General features: G+C 35.8%; 7 protein-coding genes. All 7 read left to right on the top strand.

What is annotated here, in order from left to right:
* On the top strand, nucleotides 1-212 hold a 212-nt coding region (locus J7J33_02300), incomplete at its 5' end, for a hypothetical protein (protein ID MCD6168121.1).
* Complete coding sequence (locus tag J7J33_02295) at nucleotides 205-1,137, top strand: LCP family protein (GenBank protein ID MCD6168120.1); 933 nt, start codon at nucleotides 205-207, stop codon at nucleotides 1,135-1,137. The genes J7J33_02300 and J7J33_02295, both read left to right, overlap by 8 nt.
* Nucleotides 1,118-1,504 (top strand): hypothetical protein, encoded by a 387-nt coding sequence (locus J7J33_02290; GenBank protein ID MCD6168119.1) that lies wholly within the window; start codon nucleotides 1,118-1,120, stop codon nucleotides 1,502-1,504. The genes J7J33_02295 and J7J33_02290 overlap by 20 nt, the downstream gene beginning before the upstream one ends.
* Complete coding sequence (locus J7J33_02285; GenBank protein ID MCD6168118.1) at nucleotides 1,501-2,799, top strand: O-antigen ligase family protein; 1,299 nt, start codon at nucleotides 1,501-1,503, stop codon at nucleotides 2,797-2,799. Before J7J33_02290 ends, J7J33_02285 begins: the two co-directional genes overlap by 4 nt.
* Complete coding sequence (locus J7J33_02280) at nucleotides 2,792-3,874, top strand: glycosyltransferase family 4 protein (protein ID MCD6168117.1); 1,083 nt, start codon at nucleotides 2,792-2,794, stop codon at nucleotides 3,872-3,874. The genes J7J33_02285 and J7J33_02280 overlap by 8 nt, the downstream gene beginning before the upstream one ends.
* The gene (locus tag J7J33_02275; GenBank protein ID MCD6168116.1) at nucleotides 3,871-5,157 is read left to right on the top strand and encodes a glycosyltransferase; all 1,287 of its coding nucleotides are present in this window, start codon (nucleotides 3,871-3,873) and stop codon (nucleotides 5,155-5,157) included. Before J7J33_02280 ends, J7J33_02275 begins: the two co-directional genes overlap by 4 nt.
* A partial coding sequence (locus tag J7J33_02270; GenBank protein ID MCD6168115.1) for a nucleotide sugar dehydrogenase occupies nucleotides 5,154-6,309 on the top strand: 1,156 nt, incomplete at its 3' end. The genes J7J33_02275 and J7J33_02270, both read left to right, overlap by 4 nt.

Raw genomic sequence — 6,309 nt, 5'->3', positions numbered from 1 at the left:
ATTCAGTGATTATGTCATCTGTAGCCCTATATACCTCAAATTACTTTGAAAAAAATGGTTTTGCATTTACAAAGAAGGGGCAGATTATACAGGTCTTCTCTGCTATAGTTGTTTCTATTGTGGTCTATCTCGTTTTAATATATATAAGGGACTATAAGGATCTTAAGAAGGAACTTAAGAATATAAGAGGAGGTATAGATAGAAATGAGTAAAAGAGGAAAGAAGATACTTGTTTCAATTATAATTGTGGTTTTAGTCTTAATAGGACTATACATGGGATACATTTACTATGTTCTATCATCCCTTAAACAAAATGAGCCACAGAACAATAACAATAATGAAAATAACATTGTGTCGTCTCAGGAAATTGACTGGAACAAGAAGATAAACATTCTCCTTATAGGAGTTGATGCAAGATACTTGGATGAAATCTGTAGATCTGATACAAACATTCTTGTTTCCATAGATCCGGTTAATAAGAAGATATTTATACTCTCCCTACCAAGGGACATGATGGTTACACTTCCAGGATACGAGGGTGTTCAGAAACTTGCCCATGCACATGCCTATGGTGGAGTACCGCTTCTTATAGAAACTGTTGAACAGGAACTTGGCATAGATGTCCCTTACTATGTCAAGGTAAACTTTGATGGTTTTAAAAAGATGATTGATATGCTTGGGGGAATAACAATTGATGTTGAGAAGGATATGGATTATGATTCCTATCTTGGTGATGTGCATATTCACTTGAAGAAAGGTCTTCAACATTTAAATGGAGAAAAAGCTCTGGAGTATGTAAGGTTTAGAGCTGATGAAACAGGAGATATTGGTAGAATGAAGAGACAGCAGAAGTTCTTGAAAGAGCTTGCAAAAGAGGCTTTATCCATCAAAAATACAATAAGAATGCAGAAGATTCTTCTTGAGATGAAAAACTGGGTGGAAACGAATCTAAAACCCTGGCAGGTTATAAAATTGGGGGTCTTGCTTAAGAGCATAAAAGATGAAGATATAGAGACAATGACTGTTCCAGGCCATGCTGGATGGTGGGAGGATGGTCTATCCTATTATTTTGCCGATAAGGATAAACTTGAGGAGATTGTAAATAAGTATCTAAGAGATGATGGAGAAACTCCTTAAAGAAAGCTTCATATTAAGATTTATTGATTTTATTCTTGAACTCATAAAGGAGAGTTTTATAGGTAAATTATTCTCCATATCTGTCTATACCTTTGAGGAAAGTTTCATCTTCTCTCTCTTTAAAAGCTATGGAGTGGATGTAAGTTTTAACTTAAAAACAGGTTTTTTAAATTACAGAGGGAGTACATTCAATCTTATTCTTTCTATTTTTGTTGTTCTTTTACCTCTATCATTTTTTATCAGGGATGTTTCAGTTAGGGTGGTTTTCTGGGTGGTTATCTACTTCATACTCTACACCCTTCTCTTTGAAGAGGATCTGGTTAAAGAAAGCTTCATATTTAAAATAATTTCAGGGGTTTTATCATGAAGAAGGAAGGAACTTTCATCTTCTCTCTTCTCTCTGGAATAAGTTTTTTTATTTCTCCAATCCTTTCCTTAATTTTCTCACTCCCCCTTATCTTTTATTACTTCCCAGAGAAACTCCTTTTCTATCTTATCCCACTTTATCCCGTAATAGACTTCTTTGTAAGGAGAAGTTTTACATCCATTTCATCCATATGGGATGAGGGATTCTTAATCCTTCTCTTTCTCATACTTCTTGTAAGGATAAAGAGAAAGAGAATAGTTTTTACAGAGATTATAAATCCCGTCCTTCTCTTTCTTTTTTTCCTGAGTGTTTCTCTTTTAAAATCCAACATCCCTTTAAATGCTGGAATTGATGGGATAAGAAGCTATCTTGAGATGTTTCTTTTCTTTATAGTGGTTGTAAATTTTATCTCCAATAAAGAGGATATAAGAAAGATTATCGATATCTCTTTAGTTTCTGTCACTCTTGTATCCATCTATGCAATATACCAGTTCATTGTGAAGGTTCCCATTCCTCCCTCATGGGTAGATAAGGATTTAGAAACAGGAATATCTACGAGAGCATTCTCCATCTTTACAAGTCCAAACGCCCTTGCAGGTTATTTAATCCTCATTTTGCCACTTGTATTTATCCTCTTTTTAAATGAGAAGGGTATCAGGAAATATATCTATCTCTTTGTTACCCTCATCTCTCTTTCTGGCCTATTATTTACCCTTACGAGAGGTGCATGGTTATCCATATTCTTAGCCTTCTTTTTCTTTGCCCTGACATACAAGGATAAAAGGATTTTCCTTTTGCTTGTAATTATCATTGTTTTATCCTACTTTATTCCACAGGTAAGGACAAGATTTATGAATCTTTTATCTCCTGTCTATATAGAGAAGGCAAGGACTTATGGAAGGATATATAGATGGAGTCTTGCCATAGATATTTTTAAAAGAAATCCAATTTTTGGCGTTGGGCCAGGTGGTTTTGGTGGAGCGGTGGCAAGTAGAATTGGATTTTTTGAGGGTGTATATGTGGATAACTATTATCTTAAAACCCTTGTTGAGACAGGAATCTTTGGTTTTATCTCCTTTCTGTACGTGATTTTTACTATGATCAAGAGGGGGATTGCAACAGTTGTAAACAGGAATGATGGATTTTTAAAATCTGTAGCCCTCGGTATAACATTCGGTATTGTTGCATTCCTTATCAACAATATTACAGAGAATCTATGGGAGGTTGTGCCTCTATCTGTTACTATGTGGACATTGGCTGGAATCCTCTTTTCCATAAGGAGGATAAATGATTAAAGTGGGCGTTTTTATAAGTGGAGGGGAGAAAGGGGGATCAAGATATCAGGTTATGAGTCTTGCAAGAGGCTTAAAAGGAAAGGTGGAGACCATTTTTTTTACCTTTTTTAAAGGTCCCCTGTTTTATGAAATTGAGGAAAGTGGATTCAAAAATCATTTCTTTGAATCAAAACTTCCCTTCTCTTCCAAGGTATTTAAAGATGTGCTTAAAAGGGTTTCAGAGGAGAATTTATCCCTAATTCATACATATGGAGTGAGGGGAAATTTCTATGGTAGAAGGATAGCAAGGAAACTGAATATTCCTGTCATCACAAGTATCACAAGTTTTATAAGGGAGGACTATTCTTCAAAGATAAAGGGATTTATCTTTGAAAAGATTGATAATACCACAATAGGTATTCCGAAGGTGGTTATAGTTCCATCAAGGGCTTTGATGAGGGATGTGTTAAGAAGAAATCCAGCACTTGATGTTAGAGTTGTACCTTTGGGTGTTGAGATACCAGATGGTTTTTTTTCAAAAGAGGAGTTTTTTGGTAAGAACGACTTTGTCATTGGAAGCATAATGCGAATGGAAAGGGTTAAAAATCCACTATTTTTAATTGATGTATTTAAGGCAGTTCACCTTAAAGAGAAGAGAGCGAAACTTATGATTGTGGGAGATGGAAGTATGCGTACTCTTGTTGAGAAAAGAATAGAAGAGTATGGATTAAAAGATTCTGTTGTTATTACTGGGTTTAGAAAAGACGCAAAGAGATTTTATGGTGTTTTTGATGTTTTTGTATCCACCTCCATAAGAGAAGGTTTCTCTGTTTCAGTTCTTGAAGCCATGGCGTCATCTCTTCCTGTTGTAGTTAGTGATTCAGGTGGCGTAAGGGAGATGGTGGAGGATGGGGTGAATGGATTTATTATAGAGGATTTTGATGTGGAAAAATTTAAAGAGAGAATCCTTTTGTTTAAAGATAAGAGGTTAAAAGAAGAGTTTGGAAGAAGGAATAAGATGAAGGTAAAGGAGAGGTTTACAGTGGAGAGGATGTGTGAAGATACTTTAAAGATATACAAAGAGGTGATTGGTTGAAAAAGATTCTGTTTGTATCATTTTTCTCACCTCCCATGGGAAGTGGTGGGAGTCAGAGGATACTGAAGATATTAAACAATTTGAAGGGATTTGAGAAGTATCTTCTAACTGCCAACTACCCTTCTATAAGGTATAAGGATGAGTTTTTAAAGGTATCCGAAGATGTTAAAATTTTCAGGGTCTATTATAAAGACCCAAGGCTTCTTTTTCCAAAAGCCCTTCTTAAATTAATCAAAAGAAAAAAGAGGGAAGAGGGAATAAGAAATGTTATTGAAGAGTTTAAAGTTTTAAAGGGTGGACTTCTTTCAAAACTCAAACTCTCTCTTTTTATCCCTGACGAAAAGATTACATGGGTAAAAGATGCTACAAGAGAGGGAAAAAGAATAATAAAAGAGAATGAAATAGACGCAGTAATAACCACAGGTCCACCCCACTCTGTGCATCTTATAGGATTGAAACTTAAAACAATGGGAGTTAAATGGGTTATGGATTTGAGGGATCTATGGTCAGATAATCCCTTTGTACTCTATCCAGAAAAGGTTAGGGAGAAGAATAGAAGAATGGAGGAGAATTGCATAAGAGAGGCAGACTTAATACTTACAGTTACCAAATCATTTAAAGAGAGGCTTCTTAAGACCTATAATTTTCTTTCAGAGGAGAGGGTGAAGGTAGTTTATGGTGGGTATGATGAAAATGACTTTAATGTTCCCCATAAAAAACTTAAAGGTTTTACCATATCTTATGCAGGGAGTTTCTACTCCATTCAGACTCCTGTTTATTTTTTAAAAGCTGTAAGAGAAATTATAGATGAAGATGAGGAGATAAAGAGAGATATAAAAGTTTATATTCTTGGTCCCTTTGAAGAAAATACTAAAAGAATAGTTTCCTTCCTTGGACTCAAGAATTATGTAGTTGTTACAGGATTTATACCTCACAAAGAGGCTATCTCTTACATGCTTGGCTCATCTGTTCTCTTCCTCTATCTTGCAAGGAAAGGTTTTGAAACTGTACCTCAGAAGACATTTGAGTATATGAGAGCTGGTAGAAGAATACTTGCCCTTATTCCAGATGGAGAGTGTAAAGAGATTCTTGAAACCTGTGGTTTTAAGGATAACGTGGATCCTGAGAATGTTAGTGAAATAAAGAAAAAGATTAAAGAGTTGTTTGGATTATGGAAGAGAGGGGAAGAATTTAAACCAGATATTGATTGTGTGAAAAGGTATTCCATGGATAATTTAGTGGATGTGTTTATAAATTCTCTTAAAGAGGGAGGAGTTATATGAAAGTATCTGTTTTTGGTCTTGGTGCAGTTGGTCTTCCTTTAGCCCTTACCCTTTCTTTGAATAAAGATGTGGTTTACGGTGTGGATATAGATGCTCAAAGGATTGAAAGGATAAAGAAGGGAAAGACTGGTCTTTACGAGTATTTTGAGGGGAGAAGTATAGATGAGATAGTAATTGATGAGATAAAAAAGGGAAGATTCATCCCAACCACCGACTATGAACATGTGTTAAAGTTCACAAGTGTAATTATAATTACAATACCGCTCCCCCTCACAAGGAATAAGAGGGTAAATTTTAGATACATAAGAAAGGGGGGAGAGATGATAGGGAAAGGTTTAAAAAAAGGAGACCTTGTAATCCTAAGAAGCACTGTTCCCATTGGGACAACAAGGAACATACTTTTGCCCCTTCTTGAGAGGTTTAGTGGCTTAAAAGTGGAGAGAGATTTCTATCTATCCTATGTTCCTGAAAGGATGGCAGAGGGGAAGGCTTTTGACGAGCTTATAAGTATGACCACGGTGATAAGTGGTGTTGGAGAGAGAAGTGTAAACAAGGCAAAGGAATTTTTTAAAAGATTTTCAAAGGATGTGTTTATCTCTCCCTCCGTTGAGCATGCTGAGGCATCAAAACTAATAGAGAATGCTCAAAGAGATTTAAACATAGCCATGGTAAACGAACTGGCACTCTTTCTGATAGAGAACGGGCTTTTCCCAAAGGAGGTTATAGAGATAGCAAAGACACATAAGAGGGTAAAAAATCTTCTCTCCCCTGGACCTGGTGTTGGAGGGCATTGCCTTCCATATGCCTATTACTATTTGAAAGGAAGCGTGAAAGGGAAAGAGTATCTTTCTTTATTTGAACACGGAAGAAGAATTAACGACTCTATGCCAGAGAGGATACTGAAACTTATAAAGATAAAACTTAAAAAAGCTAAAAAGAAAATCAAAGATAGTAAAGTATCAATTCTTGGCCTCTCCATGAAAAACTACTCAAAGGATACAAGGGAAAGTCCAGCTATAAAGTTTATAAAACTTGCAAGAAAAGATTTCAGAGAGATTGCAGCCTATGATTCAGAAGTGGAAGATTCTATCTTAGAGAAGAAGGAATCTCTAAATGAGGTGCTGAAGGGGAGCGATGTTGTTGTTATTATGA

This window comes from Caldisericia bacterium (assembly GCA_021158845.1).
GTDB lineage: Bacteria > Caldisericota > Caldisericia > B22-G15 > B22-G15 > B22-G15.
The sequence above is the reverse complement of the archived record's forward strand: the minus strand, read 5'-3'. Positions and strand labels throughout refer to the sequence as shown.

Excerpts from the sequence above, each read along its gene's own strand:
- J7J33_02295 (MCD6168120.1), top strand. The coding sequence starts at position 205 with ATGAGTAAAAGAGGAAAGAAGATACTTGTTTCAATTATAATTGTGGTT.
- J7J33_02290 (MCD6168119.1), top strand. The coding sequence starts at position 1,118 with ATGATGGAGAAACTCCTTAAAGAAAGCTTCATATTAAGATTTATTGAT.
- J7J33_02285 (MCD6168118.1), top strand. The coding sequence starts at position 1,501 with ATGAAGAAGGAAGGAACTTTCATCTTCTCTCTTCTCTCTGGAATAAGT.
- J7J33_02280 (MCD6168117.1), top strand. The coding sequence starts at position 2,792 with ATGATTAAAGTGGGCGTTTTTATAAGTGGAGGGGAGAAAGGGGGATCA.